The organism is Prosthecobacter sp., assembly GCF_044227185.1.
In the GTDB taxonomy this organism is placed as follows: domain Bacteria; phylum Verrucomicrobiota; class Verrucomicrobiia; order Verrucomicrobiales; family Verrucomicrobiaceae; genus Prosthecobacter.
In genome coordinates this window covers 238,711-261,946 of the sequence record NZ_JBGAFO010000012.1, presented here as the reverse complement: position 1 = coordinate 261,946, position 23,236 = coordinate 238,711, and the positions used below count along the sequence as shown (strand labels likewise).

The following is a 23,236-nucleotide window of genomic DNA, read 5'->3' as shown; positions in this document are numbered from 1 at the left end:
GGCCCCGGGGTGCAAGACATGGCTAGATGCCGCTCATGATGCCGTCGTCCGTAACCTCGATGCGCTCGGCGGCGGGCACCTTGGGCAGGGCGGGCATGCGCATCATGGTGCCGGTCAGGGCGACGAGGAAGCCGGCGCCGTTGGCGATTTCAAAGTCGCGCACGGTGATGGTGAAGCCGCGCGGACGGCCGCGTTTTTTCGCATCGTCAGAGAGGGAGTCCTGCGTCTTGGCCATGCAGAGCGGGAGTTTGTCGAAACCGCTGCGGGCAAAGAGGGCGAGCCTGGCTTTCGCTTCCTCGGTGAGCACCACGCCATCGGCGCCGTAGATCCGGGTGGCGATGGCGGTGAGCTTGGCCTCGACGCTGTCCTCGGGCTGATAGAGGAAGGGCAATGGCGGGGATTCGGAAGGGAGGGCGGCGAGGACTTTTTCGGCGAGCTCCACGGCGCCGGCACCGCCTTCGCCGAAGACATTGGCGGTGGCGCTGGGGACGCCGCGGGAGCGGCAGAACTCGTGAACGAGAGCGAGCTCGTCGGGGTGATCGTTGGTGAACTGATTGATGGCGACGATGACGGGGCGCTGGAACTGCGCAGCGCTGTCCAGATGCGCGGCGAGATTTTCCAGACCGCGAGTGAGGGCTGCGGTGTCGGTTTGAGTGAGCTGATCGAGAGCGACGCCGCCGTGCATTTTGAGAGCGCGCACGGTGGCGACGATGACGATGGCGGCGGGTGCGAGGCCGCTCTGACGGCACTTGATGTGCATGAATTTTTCACCGCCGAGATCAAAGGCGAAGCCAGCCTCGGTAACGGCGAAGTCGGCATGGGCGAGGGCCATGCGGGTGGCGAGAACGGAATTGCAGCCGTGGGCGATGTTGGCAAAGGGGCCGCCGTGGAGGAAGGCGGGCACGCCTTCGACGCTCTGCACGAGATTCGGTGGAAGCGCTTCGCGCAGCAGGGCCATCATGGCACCGGTGACGCGGAATTCTTTGGCATAGACGGGATCGCCCTCGGCAGTGAAGCCGACGACGATGCGCTCGAGGCGACGGCGGAGATCTGGCAGCGACTCCGCGAGGCACATGATGGCCATGATCTCGGAGGCGGCGGTGATGTCGAAGCCGGTGGCGCGTTCGGTGGGCTTGCCGACGGCGGTGCGGACGCTGCGCAGGGCGCGATCGTTCATGTCCATGACGCGCTTCCAGAGAACGCGGTCAGGAGAAAGGCGGGCCTCGCCGAGGAAGAGCTGATTGTCGATGACGGCGGAGAGGAGATTGTGGGCGCAGGTGATGGCGTGGAAGTCTCCGGTGAAGTGGAGATTGATGGAATGCGCGGGGCGCACGGTGCTTTTGCCGCCGCCGGTGGCGCCGCCTTTGCGGCCAAAGACGGGTCCCATGGAGGGCTGACGGAGCGCGAGGGCCACGCTCTGGCCGATTTTTTTCAGGCCCTGAGAGAGGCCGATGGAGACGGTGGTCTTCCCCTCCCCTGCCGGAGTCGGCGTGATGGCTGAGACCAGGATGAGTTTTCCACGCTGCGGTTTGTCATGCATGGCCTTGAGGCTGACCTTGGCCATGTGGGGGCCGTGCAAAATGAGGTGCTCAGGCGCGATGCCGAGATCAGCGGCGATGGGGGAGATGTCCGGATGCATGCGGGATGGAGGCGCGCAGGATGGCAAGGCTGGCGGTGAAGCAAAGGGTTTTTGCAAGGATGGAAGGAGCGGCACAGTTTCCTAAAAACATGCACCCTGCCCTGCCCGCTTCATTTCTTCGCATCGGTTTGGTCAGCGTTTTGAGCGCGGTCTCTCTGCATGGGGAGGAACTGCGGCCGCTCATCACCAAGACGGGGAAGGTGCTGGTGAGCGAGGATTTTTCGGGAGCGGAAATGCCGAAGGTGTTTCGCACGCTGGAGAGCGCGGCGTCGTTCAGCATCGTGGAGGGGGCGCTGCAAGCGGTGTCGCGGGCGGGGCAAAAGCAATCCACGCATGGAGTGATCGTGGCCAAGGCGCATGATCTTACGATCTCGTTTGCGGTGAAGTTTACGAAGCCGGGAGCGCTGTACATTGGAGTGGACGGCTACAAGGAGTCATACAAAGGCAACACGCATCTGGTGCGCTTTGAGCTGACGCCGGAGCGCATGGCGTGGGACCAGCACCGCGGCGGGCCGGAGTCAAAGCATGCCGTGGGGGAGGCGATGAAAGCCGCGCGTGCCGCGAAGCAGGAACTGCCGAAGGCGACGGCGGAGCAGCTCGCGGACCCGACTTTTTTCCGCATCGAGGGACTTGCCTCCAAAGAAATCAAGTGTGCGCTTGATGAGTGGCACGAGGTGATGATTGAGGTGAGCGGGAACGAGCTCGTGGCGCAGGTGGATGGCGAGAAGCTGACAGCCACCGCCGCTGAAGCCGACTCGATGAAAAGCCGCATCGGCTTCGGCCTCACCCAACGCGGGACAGTGCTGATCGACCGGGTGCGGATTTATGAGAACACGCCGCTCAAGGATGGGGGCAAGTGATACACGAGCAGTTGAAAATGGATCTGAGAGGAGGCCTGGGGATGTGGCGGCGCTTTCCAGAGCGAGCTAAAGCTCGCGAGTACTTTATTCCTCGAAGATGGCGATGTGCATGGTGCCGTCGGCTTTGATCCAGGCGTGAAACATGCCGGGGGTGTTGAAGGGGGTGGCGATGTTGCCGGAGGAGTCGAGAGCGATGAGGCCGCCTTTGCCGTCGTGCGTTGGGAGCACCTCGTGAATGACGCGGCGGGCGGCGGTGGCGAGGTCGCTTTTGGCGTATTTCATGTGGGCGGCGACATCGTAGGCGACGACGGAGCGGATGAAGGATTCGCCGTGGCCGGTGCAGGAGACGGCGCAGGCTCCATCCTCGGCATAGGTGCCGGCGCCGATGATGGGTGAGTCGCCGGCGCGGCCGGGGCGTTTGTTCGTGAGGCCGCCGGTGGAGGTGCCTGCGGCGAGGTGGCCCGCTTTGTCCAAAGCGACGGCACCGACGGTGCCCGTGCGCAGGGTGAGATCGGTGACGGGGGTGGAGCAGGCCTGGGCTTTCTGGACTTTGCGCAGGCGTTTTTGCTGCTCGGGGGTGATGAAGTACTCCATCGGCTCAAAGGGGAGCTTGCACTCTTTGGCGAAAGCCTCGGCCCCCTGCCCTACCAAGAGCACGTGCGGGGTGCGCTCCATGATGAGGCGGGCGAGGCGGATGGGATTGCGCACGCCGGTGACGCATGCGGCTGCTCCGGCGGTGTGCTTCTGGCCGTCCATGATGGAGACGTCCATCTCGACGGTGCCGGCGGAGGTGAGGGCGGAGCCGCGCCCGGCATTGAAGAGCGGGGAGTCCTCCAGAATGATGATGGCGGCCTGGATGGCATCGAGACTGGTGCCGCCATCACGCAGGATCTTGTGACCGCTTTGCAGGGCTTCTTCGAGCACCTTGCGGCACTCCGCCTCTTTCTCTGCCGACAAGTCTGCACGGGCGACGCCTGCGCCGCCATGGATGACGAGCGTGATGGGGGCATCGGCGGCCAGCGCGGCTGAGTGGAATGCGAGGGTGGTGAGGAGGAGGCGCAGGATTTTCATGGTTTCATTTCGGGTACCGGGCATACTGGGGGCGCGGAACGCAATCGAAAACCGCGCCGTGCCGGATCACTCATTTTAGTGAAACGACAACCGGGCGCGGCTGGCACAGAATCGCTCATGAAAACGTCCCCAACGCTGCTGATCCTGCTTTTGCTGACGATCGCGTTCACACCGCGGGCGAGGTCCGCGGAGATGAAGCCGGGAGCGGGGCGGTTTGACTTCAGCCAGGCCGGCAAGACGGTGCCGGTGTGGTATTATCTGCCATCCGAAGCGAAGGCGGAGACGCCGGTGCTTTTTGTGATGCACGGGGTGAAGCGCGATGCCGAGCGCTACCGTGACGAATGGCTGCCACACGCGAAGGAGCGCGGCTTCATCCTGGTGACACCGGAGTTTTCGGAAAAGAACTTCCCTGGCAGCGACGGCTACAACACGGGCAACACGATGGATGAGCAGGACAGGCCGCGGCCGAAATCGCAGTGGTCGTTCAGCTTTCTGGAGCCGATTTTTGATGCGGTGAAAGCGGCGGCGCACAACCGCAGCGAGCGCTACTCCCTTTACGGGCACTCGGCGGGGGCGCAGTTTGTACATCGCTATCTGTACTTCATGCCGGAGGCACGCGTGGCGCAGGCGGTGGCGGCGAATGCGGGATGGTGGACGCTGCCGGACCTGAAGGTGGACTTTCCCTACGGTCTGCGCGGCAGCACTTTGGACCAGGACAGCCTGAAGGCCATGCTGCAGCGACCGCTGATCGTGCTGCTGGGCACGGCGGACACGGATCCGAATCATGCCAACCTGCGCAAAACTGCCGAGGCGATGGCGCAGGGACCCTACCGCCTGGCGCGCGGGCAGTTTTTCTATGCCGCGGGTGAGCGGCAGGCCAAGGAGCTGGGAGTGCCGCTGGCGTGGAAGCTGGCGACGGCACCGGGAGTGGGACATGTGGACAAAGAAATGGCGCCGTATGCGGTGGAGCAGCTGTTTGGCAAACATGCGGCCAGCAAGGAAAGCACCGCCCATGTGCGGGTGCTGTTCGGTGGCGACACCAATCATGGCGAGAGCTACCAGGATGAGTATGGCAAGACCAGCGAGGGAAACATCCTGGAGAAGAAAGGCTATGAGCACGGTCTTGGCCAGCTTGGCCGGCTGCTGCAGGCGGTGGACTACCGCATCCTCAATCTGGAAACGCCACTAACGACGAAGCATGACAGCCCGCTGGCCGGGAAGGACTACCTTCATTACAGCGACCCGGTGAAGTCTCCGGCGGTGTTTCAGAAGTATGGCCCGATGGCGTACTCGCTGGCGAACAACCATACGCTGGATCAGGGCGCGGCCGGGCTGGAGGACACCACCGCCGCGCTGAAGGCGGCAGGTGCGGAGTCGTTCGGCGCAGGCAGGACGCTGACGGAAGCAGCGCGGCCTTTGATCCGGAGCTTCAAGCTGGGCGAGCAGCCCTTCACGCTGGCGGTGTTTGGGACCTTTGAGTATCGCAAAAACTACGACGAAGATTATCACTTCTATGCGCGTGCCGACCTCCCTGGGGTGGCTGCGGTGGATGTGCCCGCGGCGCAAAAGGCCATCGCCGAAGTCAGACGCGAGAGACCTGATGCATTCGTGGTGTATTTCGTACACTGGGGAGACAACTACGCGTGGAAAAGCGAAGAGCAGACGAAGACGGCGCATGCTCTGCGTGCCGCGGGCGTGGATCTGATCGTGGGCCACGGGGCGCATACGATGCAGGAGATCGAGCGTGATCCGCGGGGCTGGATTTTTTACAGCCTGGGCAATTTTCTTTTCAATGCACGCGGCCGCTACGTCGCGCACAAGGCCCCGCCGTACAGCCTGCCGCTGGTGGTGGATTTCTCGCTGCAAAACGGCCGCCTGCAGGCGGGGCTGCGCGTTTATCCCATCGTGAGTGACAACCAGGTGACGGGTTATCAGCCGCGCTTTGTTTCCAAGCAGGAGCTGGGGGAGATTTACACTTTGCTGGGGGAAAAGAGCGGCTGGGACGCCACCAGCAGCACCCAAGTGAAGGAGGGCAGCGATGAGATCGGGGCCTTCCTGGAATTTCAGCCGGTTTCCACTGCGAAATAAGGCTGGGCTGGCGCGACGGTCGTTGATATAACAAAGAAACTTTCACGTCTTCATCGCCCACCATGAAACGCACCATCCGCACTCTGCTCGCCCTCACCTTTGCCCTGGGAGCCACCTGGCTGATCGCACAAACGGCGGCGCCCGCCGGAAAGAAGGGAGGCATCGAAGCCAAGCTGGCGATGGCGCTGAAGCTTTACCCCGATGCGGATACGGACAAGAACGGCACGCTCTCGGTGGATGAGGCGCTGAAGTATGTGGAGGCGCATCCGGAGCTGAAGGCGCTGCTGGCTTCCAGGACCAAATCCAACGGCCCGAACACCAGCAAGCCGGGAGAGAACACCACGCCCGCCTCGGCGGGACTGCCAGCGGGCCCGCGTGTGTTTGTGTGCGCGCACAGCTTCATGATTTTCACCGCGACGATGCTGCCGAAGATGACGGAGGCGGCGGGCATCGGCTATCAGGATGCGGGACGGCAGATGATCGGCGGCTCGCGCACGCAGCAGCACTGGGATGTGCCGGATGAGAAAAATCTGGCGAAGAAGGTGCTGCGCGAGGGCAGCGTGGACGTGCTCACAGTCTCGCCGCACATGCTGCTGCCGGATGAAGGCATCGACAACTTCACCAAGCTGGGCCTGGAGAAGAACCCAAATCTGCGGGTGCTGGTGCAGGCCTCCTGGCCGGCGCGGGATGGCAACTTCACGGACGGCTTTCACAATGCCATGCGCAATGAGGCGACGGTGGAGAGCCTGCACAAGATGCGTGAAATGCAGCGCGAACAATGGAACACCAGGCTGGAAGCGCAGGTGAACGCGCTCAATTCCGCGGCCGGGAAGCAGGCCGTGTGCATCGTGCCCGTGGGCGATGCGGTCTGCACGCTGCGCGAATGTGTCGCCGAAGGCAAGGCGCCCGGCATCACGAAGCAGGCTGATCTTTTCAAAGATGATCTGGGGCACCCCATGCCGCCGCTGTCGGTGCTGGTGACCTACTGCCACTTTGCCGCCATCCATCAACGCAGCCCGGTGGGCCTGCCGGTGCCCGCGGCCCTCAAGGATGCGCCGCAGGCCGCCGAGCTGAACACGCTGCTGCAGCAGATCGCCTGGGATGCGGTGACGCATTATCCGATGAGCGGCGTGAAAGTGGCGGGGGCCGAGTGACGACTGGTTCTGGTCCCCTCACTCCGAGAACCAGTGCACAGTTTATGAACTCCTCCCGCCTCATCCTCGCGTTTCTGGCCCTGTCATGCGGCGCAGCCCGGGCGGAATTTTTCCCCAATGATTCGCGCAGCTTTTCCCAAAGCGCGAAGGCGGTGGTGCTCACGGATTTATCGAAGGTGGAGCCTGCGGCGGCGCTGATCACCGGCAAGCGGCAGAAAGGAAAGTGGAAGATGATCCCCTTCACCACGGAGGAGATGAAAGGCACGGCGCTCTCCATCTACAGCGGCACGAATCCACCGGTGGTGAAGCTGCCGCTGGCGGAGCGTGGCTGGCATGCCGTGTATGTGGGCCTTGCGACGACTTCGGGAGGGTTCAACATCGGCGGCAACGGCATCAAGGCGAAGCTGAGCGATGAGCCGGTCTTCAAGCGCATGGCGAACAATCTGGCGCTGCTGAAAAACCGCCGCGCGGTGATTCAGGAGTGTTTTCTCACGGTGGCAAATCTGAACGGGCAGGCGGTGGAGATCGCGCCGATGCCGGGCCTGCCCGCGACGGTGTGCTATGTCAAAGCGGTGCCGCTGACGGAAGCGGAGGCGAAGGCTGCGCAGGCGCCCTCGAAGCAGCGCAGCTCCATCGCAACGTTTGACGGGCATAGCTGGATCTGGCCGTTTAAACCGACCACGGCGGAGGAGCTGGCGGAGGAGTTTCGGGGTTTTGAAACCACGGACATCGGCAAATGGTGGTTTCAGGTGACGGGGTCGGATCTGGTGTGCTACCCCAGCAAGGTCGGCACTTATCCCGGAGAGGGCACGGTGGACTTCCCCAACGGGACTTATGCGATCTACACCAAGTCCCTGGAGACGCTGTTCAAGAAGGGCGTGAATCCGCTGAAGGTGGCGCGGGATGCGGCGAAGGCGCAGGGCGCGGAGTTTCATGTGATGCTGCGGCCCGCGGGCTGGGTGGGCTCCATGCCGTATGAGGAGACCTTCAACAGCAAGTTTTTCTACGCGCACCCTGAGTGGCGCTGTTTTGATCGTGACGGCACGCCGACGTTTTTCATGAGCTATGCGATCCCGGAAGTGAGGAAGCATTTGATCGAGGTCTTCCGTGAAACCCTGGAGCTGCAGCCGGAGGGCGTGGGCTTTCTCTTCAACCGCGGCATGCCGCTGATGCTGTGGGAGGATGCGTTTTGCGAGCGGTTCAAGGCGATGCACCATGCCGACGCCAAAGCGGTGGAGGACGATGATCCGCGCATTCATGCGACGCGGGCGGCGATCATGACCGACTTCATGAACGAGGTGCGCGTGCTGCTGGATGAGACAGCCGCGAAGCAAGGGCGCAAGGAACGGTACAAGATCTCGCTCGGCACGTTCTCGAATGAAGCCGACAACACGCGCTGGGGCCTGGACCTGGCGAACTGGGCCCAGCGTGGTCTGGTGGATGAGCTGGCGACGACGTGGTTCGCCTACCACACCTCGTTTGAGAAGACCCCCGGCAAGATCGACATGGAGTACTACCGCCGCATCACGAAGGGAACGAAGACGAAGGCCTACCCGATGGTGATCGCGTGGAAGACCGGCAAGCCGAAGGACTTGTGCAAGCAGGCCGCTGCTTATCTCGGCGCGGGAGACCCTGGCATAGCGATCTGGGATCCGCAGGTGATGAAGGGCTGGCCTGACAACTCGCCGGGCAATGTGTTTGATGTGCTGGGCAGGCTGGGCCACCGCGATGAGCTGCTGCGCTGGGCCAAAAACGGCGTGCCGGAGCCGCTGACCATTCCGCTCACGCGTCTGGATGAAAACCACTTCAGCCGCTGGTTTCCAAACACGGGGTTTTAGTGCCAGTCTGCCTGCCAACCACCACCAACCCAACCATGAAAAGGAGTCTTCTTCTCTGCATGCTGCTGGCATGTCCAGCCCCCGCTGCTGAGCTTGTGCCGGGAAAGAGCGTCTTCGGAGAGCACCAATACATTGAATACATCCCGGGAGATCTTCCGCTCGTGGTCTGCTCACCGCATGGCGGACGTGAGACGCCGGAGAGCATTCCCGACCGCACGCAGGGAGTGGTGCAGCCTGATGGGAACACGCAGGAGCTCGCACGCACCTTTGCCGAGGTGGTCCATGCGCGGACGGGCCACCACATGCACCTGATCATTTCCAACCTGCACCGCAAGGAGCTGGACCCGAACCGGGAGATCGTGGAGGCAGCGCAGGGAAGCCCCATCGCCGAGAAAGCGTGGAATGAGTATCACGATTTCGTGGCGCAGGCCTGCGCGGCCACGGTGAAGCAGCATGGGGTGGCGTTCTTCATCGACCTGCATGGGCAGAGCCACCCGGATGTGCGAGTCGAGCTGGGCTATCAGCATTCGGCCAGGGACCTTGCGGCGGATGACGAGCAGCTCAACGGCGATGCCTATCTGGCAAAGAGCAGCATCCAGCTCATCGCGGCGCAATCCAAAGAAGCCTATTCGCAGATTGTGCGCGGGCCGGCGAGTTTTGGAGCGCTGCTGGAGAAGAAAGGGTTCTTCGCGGCTCCGAGTCCGCGGATGCCCTCGCCGCAGGAGCCTTTTTTCATGGGAGGCTACACGGTGCGGCGTTACTGCCTGGCGAAAAACAATGTCGCCGGGCTGCAGATAGAGACTTACAAACCCAAACTGCGCGACACGCAGGAGAGCCGGCAGAAATTTGCGGAGGCGCTGGTGGATGTGCTGGAGGAATATCTTCCGGCACGGCTTGCGATTCAACTGGACGGCACGCCTGTGACTTCCAAAACTACACGCTGATATGACCACCTCACGCCGCTCCTTTCTCCGCTACGCCGGACTCGCGCCCTTCAGCCTCTGGATTCCCAAATCTTTTGCGGAGGGAACTGGCGAACATCTCGCACGCAGCACGCCAGACGCCCAGGGTGTGGCGGCGAGCGGCATTCTGGATTTCATCGATGCCGTCGAGCGCGAGAAGTTTGAGCTGCACAGCTTCATGATGCTGCGGCATGGCAAGGTGATCGCCGAAGGCTGGTGGAAGCCGTATGGGCCGGAGTTTGTGCACACGATGTACTCGATGAGCAAGAGCTTCACCTCCACCGCCGTGGGATTTGCCGTGGCCGAGGGCAAGCTGAGTGTGGAGGACAAGGTGGTGTCGTTTTTCCCGGACGACCTGCCCGAAAAGGTGAGCGACAACCTGGCGGCAATGCGGGTGAAGGACCTGCTGACGATGTCCACCGGCAATGAGAAGGAGCCGACGGGCGTGTGCGTGAAGTCGGAGAACTGGGCGCGCACCTTTCTGGCGCAGAACATCGCGCACAAGCCGGGGACGCAGTTCATGTACAACAGCGCCGCCACGTACATGTGCTCCGCCATCGTGCAGCGGCTCACGCACCAGACGGTGCTGGACTACCTGACACCGCGGCTGTTTGCGCCGCTGGGCATCAAGGGCATGCGGTGGGAGACCTGCCCGCATGGGATCAACACGGGCGGGTGGGGGCTGAGCATTCAGACCGAGGGGCTGGCGAAGTTTGGCCAGTTTCTGCTGCAAAAGGGGAAATGGAACGGTGAGCAGCTCCTCCCCGCCGCGTGGGTGGAGGAAGCATCGCAATTCCACATTCAGCAGCCCGGCGGTGACAAGCCGGACCGGCCCAAGGCGAAGAACGACTGGATGCAGGGCTACGGCTACCAGTTCTGGCGCTGCCAGGGCACGGCCTTCCGTGGCGATGGCGCGTTTGGCCAGTTCACGATTGTGCTGCCTGAGCAGGATGCGGTGATCGTGATGACGAGCGAGAACAAGAACATGCAGGGACAGCTGGATCTGGTGTGGAAGCACCTGCTGCCGGCGATCGATGCGAAGGGGGCGCTGCGGGCCGATTTGAGCAAGCTCAAGACGCTGGCACTTGCGCCGCAGCAGGGCGGCAAGAAATCGTCTGTGGTCACCAGCAAGGCCTACATGCTCGAGCCCAACGAACTCGGCCTGAAAACAGCCTCGTTCGGCTTGGGAGGCGACACCTGCGTCTTCTGCACCGATGAGCAGACCATCACGTGCGGCATCGAAGCGTGGCATCGCTGCGAGGCCGCCATCCCAGGCACGCCGCCGCGGCTCATCTCGGGAGGCATGCCGAAAAAAGTTCCCACCTCAAAGATCGCCGCCAGCGCGGCGTGGAGAGATGACCGCACGCTGGTGATGCAGTGGCGCTATTATGAGACACCGCACAGCGACCGGGTGACCTGCGAATTTGAGGGGGATAATGTCACCATCACTTTCCTCAACAGCATCACGGCGATGAATCCGAAGGCGAAGGATGTGCGTGCGCCGCTGAAGGGGAAGGCCGTGGCGTAGGCATGGGCGGCACGAGATCGTGGGGTGTCATCACGCGCTGATGGACGGGCGGGCTTACGCTGAGCGTTCGCCCAGGACCTGCCTGAGCGCGGTCAGAATAGTCTGGGCGGTGAAGGGCTTGGGCAGAAAGTGCTTCACGCCCATGGCGCTGGCACGCGCGGCGCCGCCGTCATTGGCCAGCCCGCTGGCGGCGATGATTTTCACAGCGGGATTCAGGCGCTGCAGCACCTGGATGGTGGCATGACCGCCCATGACGGGCATCATCATGTCTGTCACCACGGCGGCAATGTCCGTCCGGTGCATGGAATAGAGCGCCACCGCCTCGGTGCCGTCCGCGGCGGTCAGCGCGCGGTAGCCGTAGGTTTCCAGCGTCTGCCGGGTGATGGTGCGCACGGCTTCTTCATCATCCACGATGAGAATCAATTCGTCGTTTCCTCGGGGATGCGTGTCCTCCTCCACCTTCGCGCCCCCTCCATCCGGACCGTCCATGGCGGGAAAGCAGATGCTGAAGGTGGCGCCGTTGCCCGGCTCGCTGTACGCATTGAGAAAGCCGCCGTGGCTTTTGACGATGGAAATCACGGTGGAAAGCCCGAGGCCGGTGCCTTTGCCGTGCTCCTTGGTGGTGAAGAAAGGATCAAAAATCTTGTCCATCACCTCCGGAGGAATGCCGGTGCCGGTGTCCGTGACCTTGATCATGAGGTAGCGTCCCGGAAGGGAGCCCTGTGTCATGCCGGCGTAGTTGTCATCCACCTGAAGGCTGGTGGCGGACAAGGTGAGCGTGCCTCCTTTGGGCATGGCATCGCGCGCGTTTACGCAGAGGTTCAGCAGCACCTGATGCACCTGTGTGTGATCTCCCGAGAAGGATGGGAGCTGTGCGTCCAGCTCCGCGCGGAAGACGATCTCCTTCGGGAAGGTGTCCTGCACGAGATGCTGCATGTCCTCGATGATGTGCCGGATGTTGATGACGACGCGCTCCCCCTCCACGCCGCGTGCAAAGGAAAGGATCTGCTTCACCATGTCCGCGCCGCGCCTGGCGCTGGTTTCGATGGTGGAGAGCACGGACTTGGCGCGTTCGTCGCGGCTGGTGAGCCGCAGCAGGTCGATGGACATCAGAATTGGCGCGAGCACGTTGTTAAGGTCATGCGCGATGCCGCCGGCCAGCGTGCCGATGCTCTCCATGCGCTGGGCGCGGAAGAACTGCTGCTCCATCTTCTTTTTCTCGGTGATGTCGCTGTTGATGGCGAGCACGGCCCGCGGGCGGCCCGCGTCATCGCGCACCAGCGTCCAGTGGGCGTCGATCAAAACCGCGGCGCCTGATTTGGTGATCTGCTGGATCTCGCCGCTCCATTCCCCCTTGCTGAGGACAGCCGCGATGGCCTGCTCGTAGGGGGCGAAATCACGATAGAGGAAATCGCCCGTATGGCGGCCCATCACTTCCTCGGCGGTCCAGCCGTAGAGCATTTCGGCGCTTTTGTTCCAATAGGTGATGCCATGCTCGAGATGGCGCACCAGGATGGCGTCGCGGGCCTGGTCCAGGAGGGAGGCCTGCTCCTGAAGCAGGTCTCTGGAACGTTTGCGCTCGGTGATGTCCTGCGCCACGCCGACCACGCGGTAGACTTTGCCTCCGCCATTGCACACGGGAAAGGCGCGGTCCCGGATCCACCGCAGCGCGCCATCCGGGCGGATGATGCGGTACTCCTCGTCGTAGGTGCCTTCCGTCTGCTGCGTGCCCGCGGCACGCAGCACGCGCTCGCGGTCCTCCGGGTGGATGGAGTCGGCCCAGGTCTGCGGCTCGCTCTGCAGGCTGGCGCAGGATCTGCCCCAGATGCGCTCATAGGCCGGGCTGATGTAGAGCATCTTCTGCTTCGCGGTGTCCGTGATCCAGAAGACTTCCTGAATGTTTTCAGCGATCTGGCGGAAGCGCTCCTCGCTCTCCCGCAGGGCGTCCTCCGCGAGCTTGCGCTCGGTGATGTTTTCATGCGCCACAACCACGCGCACCGGGCCGGGGCCGCCAAACTGGGTGACGCGCACCACAAACCAGCGCTGGGCACCTTCGCTATGACAGGGATATTCGAGGTGGAACTCCTCCTGGCGTCCGGCCATGACGGCACGGATGCCCGCGGCCACCAGCGAGGCCTCCTCGGAAAACTTGCCGACCGAGCGGTCGCAGAGCTGCAGATAATTGTCTCCCACGCCATGAGTAGTGCCTCTCCAGTCGTTTTCAGCGGCAAAGCGTTTCCAGGCGGCATTGACCTCGATGATGGTGCCGTGCTCGTCCAGGATGGCGATGTGGGAGGTCAGCGCATTGAGAGTGGACTGCAGGAAGCGCTTGGACTCGAGCAGGGCGATGGCGTCCTTTCTGCGTGCGGTGATGTCGCGGAAGGTCCAGATGCGTCCGTAGTACTGGCCGTCATCGCCCACCACGGGGGCGGAGTAGCGGTCCAGCACGGTGCCGTCCTTGAGCTCCACTTCATCACGCCCGACTTCCTCCAGATGAGCATAGAGATGCTTCACCCGGGCGACGAAGGCCTCGGGATTGGCCGCTCTGGAGGTGACCCACTGCAACTGGCCGCTGTCATCCGGATCGTCTGCGATCTGCGGCGGAATCTGGAAGATTTCAGCCGCACGCTGGTTTTGCAAAATTTTCTTTCCCTGCTGATCGACGACGATGATGCCGTCGATGGTGGCGCGGACCTGGGCTTCGAGAAATGCCGTCTTCCAGCGCAGCTCCGCCTCCGCCTGCTTGCGCTCGGTGACATCACGGCAGGTGCCGAGCGCGCGGAGGGCCCTGCCCTGGTCATCATGGAAGACCTGCCACTGCTCCTCGACAAACTTGATGCGGCCATCAGGCATCAGGAGCCGATGCTCCAGGGAATTCACGCCGCTCAGATCAAGGGAGCGCTTAAACGCCTGGTCCAGCGCTTCACGATCCTCAGGATGGGCGTGAGCGAGGAAATCCTGATGGGTCGGTTTCAGCCCCCCGGGCGTGATTTCGAAGATGCGATAGGTCTCGGCAGACCAGACCGCGGCCAGGGTGGAGAGGTCCGTGTCCCAGCTTCCCATTTTGGCCACAGTCTGCGCGGCGGTGAGATGCGCGCGCTCGACTTTCAGCTCCGCCGTCAGCTCGCGGAGGTCCTGTTCGCTTTGCTTCAGAGCTTCGGTCGTCCTGGCGCGCTCTTTGCGGAGCTGCCCCTGGGCGAGGGCCAGCCTGACGGAGACGCCCAGCCTGGCGAGGCGGTCTTTCAGCAGGTAATCCGTGGCGCCGAGCCGCATCATCTCCACCGCCACGTCCTCGCCGATGGTGCCGGAGATGATGATGAAGGGAATGTCCATGCCGCTTTGTCGCAGCAGATCCAGCGCGGTCGGGCCATTGAAGGCCGGCATGTCAAAGTCGGAGAGAATGATGTCGAGGTCCGGCTTGAGCCGCTTCAGGAAATCCTCTTCGGTCTCCACGCGGTGCCAGTCAGGGGCAAACCCTGCCTGGCGCAGGGCGCGCAGCACCAGCTCGGCATCATTGGGATTGTCCTCGGCGATCAGGACACGGAGTGGCTGGCTCATGTTATTATTGGTCCAACTTGGGAGGCTGGTTGAGCAGGAGCCAGTACATGCCCAGCTCCTGCACGGCGGTGGTGAAGCTTTCAAAGTTCACCGGTTTGACGATGTAGCTGTTCACCCCGAGCTGGTAGCTTTTGACCACATCGACCTGCTCTCTGGAAGAAGTGAGCACCACGACGGGAATGTGCCTGGTGCGGGGGTCGCCCTTGATGCGCGCCAGCACCTCAAGCCCGTCCACCTTCGGCAGCTTGAGGTCGAGGAGGATCAGCCTGGGGGTGTCCTCGATTTTGCGCCCTTCGTGCGCCCCTTCGCAGAAGATAAACTCCAGCGCCTCCTCGCCATCACGGGCGACCTGGATGCGGTTGCCCAAATTGGCATTGCGCAACGCCCGGCGCGTGAGCTCCAGGTCTTCGAGGCTGTCCTCGACCAGCAGGATTTCAATGATTTGTGAATCGTTCATAAAGAGTTTTCGCCTTCAAGGGTGAAATAAAAGGTGGCCCCCTGGTCCACGGCAGCGTCCGCCCAGACCTTGCCGCCATGGCGGTGGATGATGCGCTGCACGATGGCAAGACCGACGCCGGTGCCGTCATAATCCTCCGCGCGGTGCAGCCGCTGAAAGACGCCGAAAAGCTTGTGGGCGTAGCGCATGTCAAAGCCTGTGCCGTTGTCGCGCACGAAATAGATGTTTCCCTGCTCCTCCTTGTTGCAGCCGATTTCGATCACGGCGGACTCGCGTTTCTGGGTGTACTTGATGGCGTTGGACAGCAGATTGATCCACACCTGCTTGAGCAGGGCGGGATCTCCTTCGCACGGCGGCAGAATGGCGATGCGGAGATCGATCTGGCGGCCCTCCCGCTGACTGTGCAGGTCTTCGAGAACGCCCTCCACAAGCTGCGTGGTGTCGATGCTGCGTTTGGTCAGCGTGGCACGGCTGAGGCGCGAGAAGCTGAGGAGATCGTCGATCAGACTGCCCATGCGCTGCGCACTGGTGCGGATGATCTGGAGATAGCGCCGGCCATCAGGCGGGAGCTGCGCGCCATAGTCCTCCATCACCGCGCGGGAGAAACCGTCCATGGCACGCAGCGGGGCGCGCAGGTCATGCGAGACGGAGTAGGAGAAGGACTCCAGCTCCTGGTTGGCGGCCTGCAGCTTCAGGTTGGCGGCCTGCACTTTCTGCGAGCTCTGAAAAATCTCCGCCTCCATCTGTTCCATGCGGGCGCTGAGCTCGGCGTCCCTGCTGGCGGTTTGGGATTTGCGGCGCACGAACTCCGTCACTTCCTCGACGCGGTGGATGATGTACTGGACCTGCTGATCGGCGCCGACCACCGGGGAGTTGATCGGGCTCCAGTAGCGTTCTTCAAAGACGCCGTCCACGCCGCGGACATCGTATTTTTGAATGGCCATGGTGTCCGCCGCACGGGTTGCCAGAACACGATTGAGCGAGGCCCGCAGATTGGACACTCCATCAGCGGTGGGATCATCCGGATTGTCTGGGAAGACTTCAAACAGCCCCTTCCCGATGATGTCTTCGCGTGAGGTGAGAGTGGCAGCCAGATAGGCGTCGCTCGCCGCCAGGATCTTAAATTCGGGTGTGAGAACCAGATACAAACCTGGCAGGGACTCAAAGAGGCTCTTGAGCTCCGCGCGGCTGCTGAGGAGCTCCACATTGGCGGCCTCCACCTGGGCGGTGCGCTCGATCACCCGCTGCTCCAGCTCGAGATTCAGGCGCCGCACCTCCTCCTCGGCCAGCTTGCGCTCCGTGATGTCCACCCAGGCGCCGAAGACCGCGCGCTCGCCAGTTTCCGGCACGGTGAAGGGCTTCTTGGTCGTCTGCAAAATGCGCTTGCGACCGGACAGATCCGTATGGTTTTCCTCCCTGACGAGCTTGGTAACGCCTGAGGACATGATGGCGTGGTCATCCGCCAGAAAGGCCTCCGCCTGGGCCCGGTCTGAGACCAGGTCGAAATCGTTTTTCCCCATCACCTCCTCCAGCGGGAGGCCGCAGGTCTCGGCCAAAGCAGGATTGGCAAAGATGTACCTGCCCGCGGAGTTCTTGGCGAAGATGCCGTGCGGCACGAGGTTGGTGATCAGGCGCAGCCATTCCGCGCCCGCCCTCAGTGCTGCCTCAGCGCGTTTGCGCTCCGTTATGTCTGCAAACATGGAGATCACCACGGGTTCGCTTTCGCCAGGAAACTCGATCTGCTCCATGGAAACCAGAGCGTCCAGCCGCTGGCGGTTTCTGCAGCGGAACTGCGTTTCGTAATCGTGCACAAAGCCCTGCGTCTGCAGTTTTTCCATCACCGCCGTGCGCGTCTCCGGAACATCCCACAAGGCCAGATCCACCGACGTGCGGCCGATGAGCTCTTCGCGCGGGTAATCAAACAGCCGGCAGTAGCGCTCGTTCACCTCGATGAAGCGGCCCTCCTGGATGGTGGTGATGCACATGGCCGCGGGATTGGCCTGAAACGCCTTGGCAAAGCGCGCCTCGCTCCGGCGCAGCGCGGCCTCCGCCTGTTTGCGCGTGGCGATGTCACGCACCATCTTGGAGGCGCCGATGATCGCGCCCTCCTTGCTTCGAATGGGTGAGACCCAGATGGAGACGGGAAGGGAGCTGCCGTCGCTGGTCAGCCGCAGCGTTTCAAAATGCTGCACGCGCTCACCGCGTCTGATCTGCCCCTGGATTTTCTCCTCCTCATGCCGGCGGTCCGGTGGGATGAGGAGGGAGACCGGGCGCCCGACGATTTCACCGGCCGGATAGCCAAACAGCTTCTCCGCACCCGCGTTCCAACTGGTCACCATGCCGTCCAGACTCTGGCTGAAAATCGCATCATCGGACGAGTCCACAATGGCGGCGAGCATGGCGGTGGCCTCCTCGTTCCGCCTGCGCCCGGTGACGTCCCTGAGAATGACCGTGCGGACTTTTTTCCCGTCCACCTCCGTCTGTGAAATGGATGCCTCGGCGGGAAACTCCCCGCCGTTCTTCCGCCGCCCGTTCAATGCGTGCACGCTGGGGGTGGGCGCCACCGCTCCGGCACCGCGTTCCGCAGGCTGGATCTGCTCCGGCTTGAAACCGATGATGAAACGATCCAGCGGCTGTCCCAGCGCCTCCTTTTCGGTACAGCCAAACAGCGTCGCGGCGGCGGCATTGAAGAGCACGATTCTTTCTTCGTCATCCACGCAGATGATGGCGTCCAGGGCGGAGGCCACGATGTCTCCGAGACGCATGCGCACGCGCGTTTCCAACTGCTGGCTGGTGGAGCGGAGCACGCCCAGGACGTCTGTGAGCGGGCCGGTGGTGGTTTGCAGCAGGCTCACCACCACGCCCATTCCGACAAACGTTCCCATCGAAAGCAGCACGTGGGCATGCCTGCCGCCGATGGAAGGAGCGGGAGCGATGAAAGCCCACCACACGAGAATGGCGGAAAATGCCGTGGCCCACAGTCCAGCCCGCCAGCCGCCCATCCACGCGCTGATATAAACGGCCGGAAAAAACAGGAGCCATAGCAGCGGTTGCAGCCAGAACCAGCACAGCCACTGCACCCCAAGGGCCAGCAATGGAAGCAGCAGTGCCGGCCAGGGCGGCATCCAGCGTGGAAGAGTCAGGGGCATGACGTCTCCTGGATATTTCCATTTCCCGGCATGCAGCCGCACCGCCATTGGAGATGGCAGGCTCTGTCAACAGCGTGGAAGCTTGGACCTTGGCGGCGCAACGATGTTTTCATAACCGAGGGATGATTATTGCAGCATGGGCGATAGGACTATTTTCCGCCAGTCAATACAACAGGCAATGCGCAAATGTCGTTAAGTTCTGCTTAGGCAAATCGGAGGAGGAACGAGGGTATAAATCGATATTTAGGACTGGCTGGCTCCACTGTGGCGCTGACCGCTATATTTCCACTGTGTTCTTCTTCAATCTCATACGAAAAAACTTTTCGTGGCAGTATTCTGACGAATATTTCATAATGATCCGGCTTGCCTGCTGGGAACACTGGGGCGTGAAAGAATTTTCGCTGGAACGGGCCCCGAGCACTGACTTCTAATCTAATTTCTTAACCGATGGACTTTTCGCGGCTCGAATTTTTCGTTCCCTCCCCAGAGGGTGGAGACCTGCTTCAGAAAGCGAGGTTGGCATCGTAGCGGAAGAAAACTGACGGGCCGTGCTTGCCATTCTGCGTGGAGATTGCTTCCTGTGGCCCATGCTCAGAACTCGTCATCTGGTTGGTTTTTGCGGACATCGCTCCCGTTTTTCAGAGACGGCGGTGCGCACCGCGCTGATGGCGGCGCTGACGGGCCTGCGGGAGCTTTCCGCGCAGGCAGGGGGAGAGATCGAGCTCTACGCGAGCGCAGCGGAGGGCTCCGACCTGGTCTGCCTGGAGGTGGCGCGTGAGCTGGAGATTTCGGTGCATCTGCTTCTTCCGCTGGTTAAAGAGGAGTTTGAGAAGGATTTTTCCAGTCCTGCCGCCTGGGCGCGGGCCAGGGCCCAGATGGATCTTGCGGCCAGGCCGGGCCGAGACTCTCTCCGCACGGTGGCGGGAGAACCCACGCGACCCGAGTGTTACTTCAACCAGGGCATTGTGATGCTGGAAGCGGTGGATGTGCTCATCGCAGTATGGGACGGGGAGCCGCCACGCGGGCCGGGTGGCACCGCGCAGATGGTCGCCCAGGCCCGGGCCATGGGCATCCCCGTGCTGCACATCCAGCCGCAGGATGGTGCATCCGCCAAAGACGAGGACTTTGACGCCGCCATCGGGCGGGATGCCATTCTGGACGAGCTCAATGGCATCGCCCAGGCCGCGGGAGACGCCAGCGGGAGCGAGGCCTCCACGCCGGATGAACTGCAGCGCTGCCTGGACCGGATCGCCGTGAGCGAAGCCGAAAAGCTGCGGCCCTCGCTGGTGCGCATCATCCTCATTCACGGCATCGCGGCGATTCTGGCGGCCCTCGTCACCTTCAAGATGATGGACAAGCAGGCGCTGTGGGAAAAATACAAGTGGATCATCTCGCTGACCGAACTGGCGCTGGTGAGCGCAGCCCTGTGGATGAATTTTCTGCTGCGGCGCCGGCAGGTGCAGGACCGCTGGCTGCGCTGCCGCTTTGCCTGTGAACTGGTGCGCGGGCTGCGGGCGAGCGTGCCGATCATGGACCCGCTGACTCCGGCCATCTCATGGTTCGATGCAGAGTGGCGCCGCTTCGCCCTGAGCGCGGGGCTTCTCGTGCAGTCCCACCATGCACGGGACAGCCTTCAAGCGCAGCGGGACCATTACCTGGCCACGCGCCTGAGCGAGACTCATGCAGACGGGCAGATCCGCCACTACACCGCCATGAGCCCGGCGACTCTGTGGTGGTGGGGGTTCACCGGCAAACTGGGCGACTGGTGCACCCGGCTGGCCCCTCCTTTTGTGCTCGCTTCCGTGCTCAACAAGCTGAGCAAGATCTGGCACAAGCCGGACGGCTGGGGCCTGGAGCATGGCTTCATGACCTGGATCGCCGTGGGTTTTCTGCCCATCGCCCTGCCGCTGATGGCGGGAGTGACGGCCAGCCTGCGCCATGCGCTGGACGCCGGACGGCGCAAGCTGCGCTACCCGCAGATGGTACAGTCCCTGCGCGAGCTCAAAGCGGCCCTCCAGGGACTGGAGACGGAATCCTCCATCCGCCGGAACGTCACACGCTGCGAGGACCTTTTGCTGGACGAACTGCGTGAATGGCGGCTGGCCGCCAGCTCCAGCAAGCGCTGACAACCGGCACGCCGAACATCCCATCTTCTGACAACTCATGGCTGTCCCTGAATCTTCATCCAGCACAGACGCAACCGCCGCGGCGGAAACCGACCGCCTCAAACGGGAATACTGGTGCTTCATCAGCTACCGCCATGCGGACAACAAGGAACCGGGGCGCCAGTGGGCCACCTGGCTGCATCAAACGCTGGAGACCTACGAAGTGCCCGCGGACCTGGTGGGAACGAAGAACCAGCGCGGGGATGTGATCCCAGAGCGCATCTTTCCGGTGTTTCGTGACGAGGAGGAGCTGCCCGCGGATGCAAGCCTTTCCACGCCCATCGAGGCGGCGCTGCAAAACTCCCGCTTCCTGGTGGTGCTGTGCTCGCCGAACGCGGTACGAAGCAGCTTTGTGGCGGATGAGATTCTGCGCTTCAAACAGCTCGGCAAACAGAACCGCATTCTGGCGGCCATTCTGTATGGGGAGCCGACCCTGGCGACGAACATGGAGCGCGAGTGCTTTCCGAAGCCGCTGCGCCATGCGATTGATGAAACAAGCGGACAGCTCATCGAAAAACTGGCGGAGCCGATCGCCGCGGACTTTCGACTGCATGATGGCGGTCAGGGCTGGACCTCTCCCGCGGCCTACCGTGACGTCTTGAAAGCCGCAGGCATGCCGGACAAAGCGGCGAACGAGCAGGTGAATGTGTACATGCGGCAGCAAAACCTGATGCTGCTCAAAATTGTGGCCGGAGTGCTGGGCGTGCCGCTGGGAGTTCTGACGGCGCGTGACAAAGCGTACCAGATCGAAAAACAGAAGCAGCGCGCCAGGGTGCTGCGCCGCTGGCTGATGGCGGTTAGCGGGCTGGCGGTGGCGGCGCTGATCGCCGGAATGCTGGCGGTGCGCAATGCGAACGAGGCGAAGGCGCAGCGGGACCAGGTGGCGGCCAAGTCACGCGAACTGTCAGACACGCTGGGCGTGGCCTATTTCCGTGAAGGCAGTGCGCGACTGAAGGACGCGCGGACATCCAGCGAGGGCATGGCCTATCTGGCGCGGGCGGTGCGGGAGCACGCGCACCCCATGGCGGCCAACCGCCTGCTGACCCTGCTGCAGCAGCGGGACATGTGGGTCTGCGAAGATGCGGGGGCGGCACCCGCCGCCGTGCCAGCGAAGGCGCTGGAAAAACCTGCGGTGCCTGCCTTTGTGACGCCGCCGCCGCCCCCCAACGAGAGCAAGGAGCCGGGCAAGTTTGACCTCGTGGTCAAAGGACCCAACGGCCTCGTCGCCGTGTCCTGGTGCGAGGATGTGGACTCTCCCGAAGGCTCCAATCATCCGGGCGCCGGGCTGAATCATTTCCGGGTGTGGGACGCGGATGAGAAGCCGCTGTGTGACTGGATCCATGCGAATGCGGAGGCGGATTTTTGGGTGGGCAACATCAGCGGAATGACTTTCTCTCCAGACGGCACCTGGCTGGCCGTGACTGTGGATCGGTGGCGTCAGCCGGCTTATCTGCAGATCTGGGATTTTCGCCGCGGCGCCAAAGTGGGAGACGACATCGAGGCCACCGGCAAGGATCCCCACTACCAAAGCGCCGTCTTCACCACGCTGACATTCATGCCAGAGAAGCAGGAGGCGGAAAAGCGGAGCAGTGCGCTGCTGGTTGGCTCTTCCTGCGGAGACGCTTACTGGAAGGTGGTCCACCGGCCAAAGGATGCGGCGGAGTCTTATCTGCAGGATGTCGCCGTGGTGCCGCACCACTCGGCCATCCGTGCGACGCTGCTTCTGCAGGGCGGGCAGGAAACATTTGTCACAGCCTCTGACGATGCCGAGGTATGGTTCACACCCACGCCCAACCACCTGGAGGGCAACGATGCGCCAGTGCTGAAACTGGAGCAGCCCGTGGACGCCCTGCGCGCAGACACCGCGGGCGGCGTGCTGCTGCAAGTGGGAGAGCGACAGCACCGCGCTCTTAAAATTCCGGCCCAGTCGCTCGCCGGCAAACCTGAGGCGCGCTCCAAGCTGTGGGTGTACACGGATGAAGAACGCCACGTGCGGGTGGACCGCGTGCAGGCAGAGAAACCCCAGACCATCTTTGAAGGCACCGTGGATGAACCCATTGTGAAAGCGCATGTGCAGGAGGATTCTCCGGGATTGAGCCTGGAAGGCGCAGGCGGTGCTGTGACCGCCTTTCTGCTTCAAGACGGAAAGGCAAGCATGGTGGCGGACGGGCGTGGCAGCGAGATCGTGATCGACCCCGAAAAGGGCGCCCACAAGCAGACGCTGCGCGGCCTCGTGGCAGACATGCGGCCCGTGGCGGGAGGCAGCGCAGTGGTGGCGGTGACGAGTCACTACGAGTACCAGGTGTTTGATCTGGCCACAGGAAAGCGCCTGTCCCGGCCGCTGGATGAATCGGTCTTTTTTACTGATGACCATGCCGCCTCGGAGCTGGAGGCTGCGATGCTTTCGCCAGACCGTTCGGTGCTTCTCACCCGCAGCCTGCACCATGAGCCGCCGAATGTGGACCTGACCTGGACCATGCTGTGGGACTGCGCCTCCGGCGAGCCGCTCACTGACCGGATGCTGTTCACCGACCTTGGCCTGGAACAACCCAAGGCGCCCCGTGATCCCTATCTCAACAATGAAAGCGCCAACATCGAGGGGATGGTGCTCTACCGTGCCAAGCCCGCGCTTTATCCGATCCTCGCTGAGCTGGGAGAATCGCTCGCCGGACTGCAGCTCGATGCGGCCGGAGAGCTGCGCGTCTTAAGACCGGCGCAGGGCCGCGTGAAGGAGCTGCTGCAAAAGCTTGCGCAGATGAGCCGGTGA

General features: G+C 62.7%; 13 protein-coding genes. 8 read left to right on the top strand and 5 right to left on the bottom strand.

From position 1 onward, the window contains the following. Positions 1-22 precede the first annotated feature (22 nt). Complete coding sequence (locus ACILSQ_RS25480) at positions 23-1,639, bottom strand: formate--tetrahydrofolate ligase (protein ID WP_395746504.1); 1,617 nt, start codon at positions 1,637-1,639, stop codon at positions 23-25. Positions 1,640-1,728: 89 nt separating this feature from the next. Here ACILSQ_RS25480 and ACILSQ_RS25475 point away from each other — a divergent pair, with 89 nt between their 5' ends. Further along, complete coding sequence (locus ACILSQ_RS25475; protein WP_395746503.1) at positions 1,729-2,499, top strand: hypothetical protein; 771 nt, start codon at positions 1,729-1,731, stop codon at positions 2,497-2,499. Between the two features lie 84 nt (positions 2,500-2,583). On the opposite strand, the gene ACILSQ_RS25470 is transcribed toward ACILSQ_RS25475, so the two are convergent. Next, a complete protein-coding gene (locus ACILSQ_RS25470; protein WP_395746502.1) occupies positions 2,584-3,570 on the bottom strand; it encodes an isoaspartyl peptidase/L-asparaginase family protein in 987 nt (328 codons plus the stop codon). Positions 3,571-3,687: 117 nt separating this feature from the next. Here ACILSQ_RS25470 and ACILSQ_RS25465 point away from each other — a divergent pair, with 117 nt between their 5' ends. The 5 genes from ACILSQ_RS25465 to ACILSQ_RS25445 all read left to right on the top strand — a co-directional run bounded on the left by ACILSQ_RS25465 (position 3,688) and on the right by ACILSQ_RS25445 (position 11,140). Then, the gene (locus ACILSQ_RS25465; RefSeq protein ID WP_395746501.1) at positions 3,688-5,658 is read left to right on the top strand and encodes a CapA family protein; all 1,971 of its coding nucleotides are present in this window, start codon (positions 3,688-3,690) and stop codon (positions 5,656-5,658) included. Positions 5,659-5,720: 62 nt separating this feature from the next. Continuing rightward, the gene (locus ACILSQ_RS25460) at positions 5,721-6,812 is read left to right on the top strand and encodes a hypothetical protein (RefSeq protein ID WP_395746500.1); all 1,092 of its coding nucleotides are present in this window, start codon (positions 5,721-5,723) and stop codon (positions 6,810-6,812) included. 44 nt (positions 6,813-6,856) lie between these two features. Beyond that, positions 6,857-8,650 carry a hypothetical protein gene (locus tag ACILSQ_RS25455; RefSeq protein WP_395746499.1) on the top strand — a complete coding sequence of 598 codons (1,794 nt, stop codon included), beginning with the start codon at positions 6,857-6,859 and terminating at the stop codon, positions 8,648-8,650. A gap of 35 nt (positions 8,651-8,685) precedes the next feature. Then, positions 8,686-9,594, top strand: a complete 909-nt coding sequence (locus tag ACILSQ_RS25450; RefSeq protein ID WP_395746498.1) for a hypothetical protein — start codon at positions 8,686-8,688, stop codon at positions 9,592-9,594. A gap of 1 nt (position 9,595) precedes the next feature. Beyond that, positions 9,596-11,140 carry a serine hydrolase domain-containing protein gene (locus ACILSQ_RS25445; RefSeq protein WP_395746497.1) on the top strand — a complete coding sequence of 515 codons (1,545 nt, stop codon included), beginning with the start codon at positions 9,596-9,598 and terminating at the stop codon, positions 11,138-11,140. Positions 11,141-11,194: 54 nt separating this feature from the next. On the opposite strand, the gene ACILSQ_RS25440 is transcribed toward ACILSQ_RS25445, so the two are convergent. The 3 genes from ACILSQ_RS25440 to ACILSQ_RS25430 are packed head-to-tail and all read right to left on the bottom strand — an operon-like array spanning position 11,195 to position 18,304. Next, on the bottom strand, positions 11,195-14,698 hold the full coding sequence (locus tag ACILSQ_RS25440) for a PAS domain S-box protein (protein WP_395746496.1): 3,504 nt from the start codon (positions 14,696-14,698) through the stop codon (positions 11,195-11,197). Positions 14,699-14,702: 4 nt separating this feature from the next. After that, positions 14,703-15,155 (bottom strand): response regulator, encoded by a 453-nt coding sequence (locus ACILSQ_RS25435; protein WP_395746495.1) that lies wholly within the window; start codon positions 15,153-15,155, stop codon positions 14,703-14,705. Continuing rightward, positions 15,152-18,304 (bottom strand): PAS domain S-box protein, encoded by a 3,153-nt coding sequence (locus tag ACILSQ_RS25430; protein WP_395746494.1) that lies wholly within the window; start codon positions 18,302-18,304, stop codon positions 15,152-15,154. The genes ACILSQ_RS25435 and ACILSQ_RS25430 overlap by 4 nt, the downstream gene beginning before the upstream one ends. 587 nt (positions 18,305-18,891) lie before the next feature. Between ACILSQ_RS25430 and ACILSQ_RS25425 the strand changes: the two genes are divergently transcribed. Both ACILSQ_RS25425 and ACILSQ_RS25420 read left to right on the top strand, forming a co-directional pair. Further along, the gene (locus tag ACILSQ_RS25425; RefSeq protein ID WP_395746493.1) at positions 18,892-20,430 is read left to right on the top strand and encodes a hypothetical protein; all 1,539 of its coding nucleotides are present in this window, start codon (positions 18,892-18,894) and stop codon (positions 20,428-20,430) included. A 37-nt stretch (positions 20,431-20,467) separates the two neighbouring features. Then, on the top strand, positions 20,468-23,236 hold the full coding sequence (locus tag ACILSQ_RS25420; protein WP_395746492.1) for a toll/interleukin-1 receptor domain-containing protein: 2,769 nt from the start codon (positions 20,468-20,470) through the stop codon (positions 23,234-23,236).